The organism is Streptomyces sp. NPDC021562 (assembly GCF_040640875.1).
Lineage (GTDB): Bacteria > Actinomycetota > Actinomycetes > Streptomycetales > Streptomycetaceae > Streptomyces.
On the sequence record NZ_JBFACN010000123.1, the window covers coordinates 1 to 1,032 of the forward strand.

The window sequence follows — 1,032 nt, forward strand, 5'->3', positions numbered from 1 at the left end:
TAATAGGGCATGTTCCACATTTACAAGGGTATGCATCCTATCCCAGTATTCCTTCCTATTGCTGCTTACACCAAATACTTTAGCAAAAATAGTAGGAATTTTCACTTCCCCATTACTTACTTCAAAATTCGGGCGTATCATCGCTTTTTCTTTTTCCAATAAAAACAGCTCGTCATATGTCGTCTTTAGCGTGACGGACATTGGTGTGTAATCCCTCAGCTGCCATGGTTTATAAAGGCCAGAGCCTTCATGATTTAAAATGCTCTCAATTTCTTTTGACGCTCTGTAAGCAACCGTTGCTGTTCTTCTCCGTTTTTCCGTCGGAAATTCCTCCGCCTCTTTCTCCTGCGGATATCTATGGATAAAAACAGGCTGCACGTCACCTGCAATTTGCTCGAAAACATCGTCACCATTTGGACTTGCAATCACCAAATCACAGCCGATTTGCGACAAATATGTTAAAAAGTAAGCTTGGCTTTTATTGCCAGTACCATACCACAAGTATTGCGGAAGTCTATCACTGCCACCGCATGCCTCAAGACTTGGCTGAAGGTGGTTGATAGACCATTTAATAACATCAACAAGCACTCTGCGTAGCTCGCTGCTCTTTAAGCCAGTTGGTTCTGTTTCGGCAAAGCGCTCGACAAGCTTTATCATGCTTTCCCTTAATTTTCGGTGTATGGATGGACTCGGTGATTTCAAAATCAGGTTTTCCCCGTCCAAAAAGGCTACAAACCGATTAACAGAAAGATTTTGTTCGTGAAGTACATTCAGTACTTTTTGAATTGCTTGGAAATGCTTGTTATCCAAAACACGGTTCAAGTGATTATTGCTAATCAGTTCTAAGTTATTATCTTCTGAATGAACCCAATCATAAAGCTGATTATAATATTCATCTTCATCCATTGGCACACCTAGAAGCTTTACAAACACTTGCCCAAAGGTAATGGTTCCGTTTTCTTCCTTATAAAAAGGCCGGCTATTCAGCGGCTGTTGCATAGTTGTATACCAGTTTTCCATCGATACAGGAAG

1 protein-coding gene is annotated in these 1,032 nt (G+C 41.0%); it reads right to left on the reverse strand.

Going from position 1 to position 1,032, the window contains the following annotated elements; genetic code table 11:
- A partial coding sequence (locus AB0G52_RS41400) for a YceG family protein (protein ID WP_361344532.1) occupies window positions 1–1,020 on the reverse strand: 1,020 nt, incomplete at its 3' end.
- Window positions 1,021–1,032 lie beyond the last annotated feature (12 nt).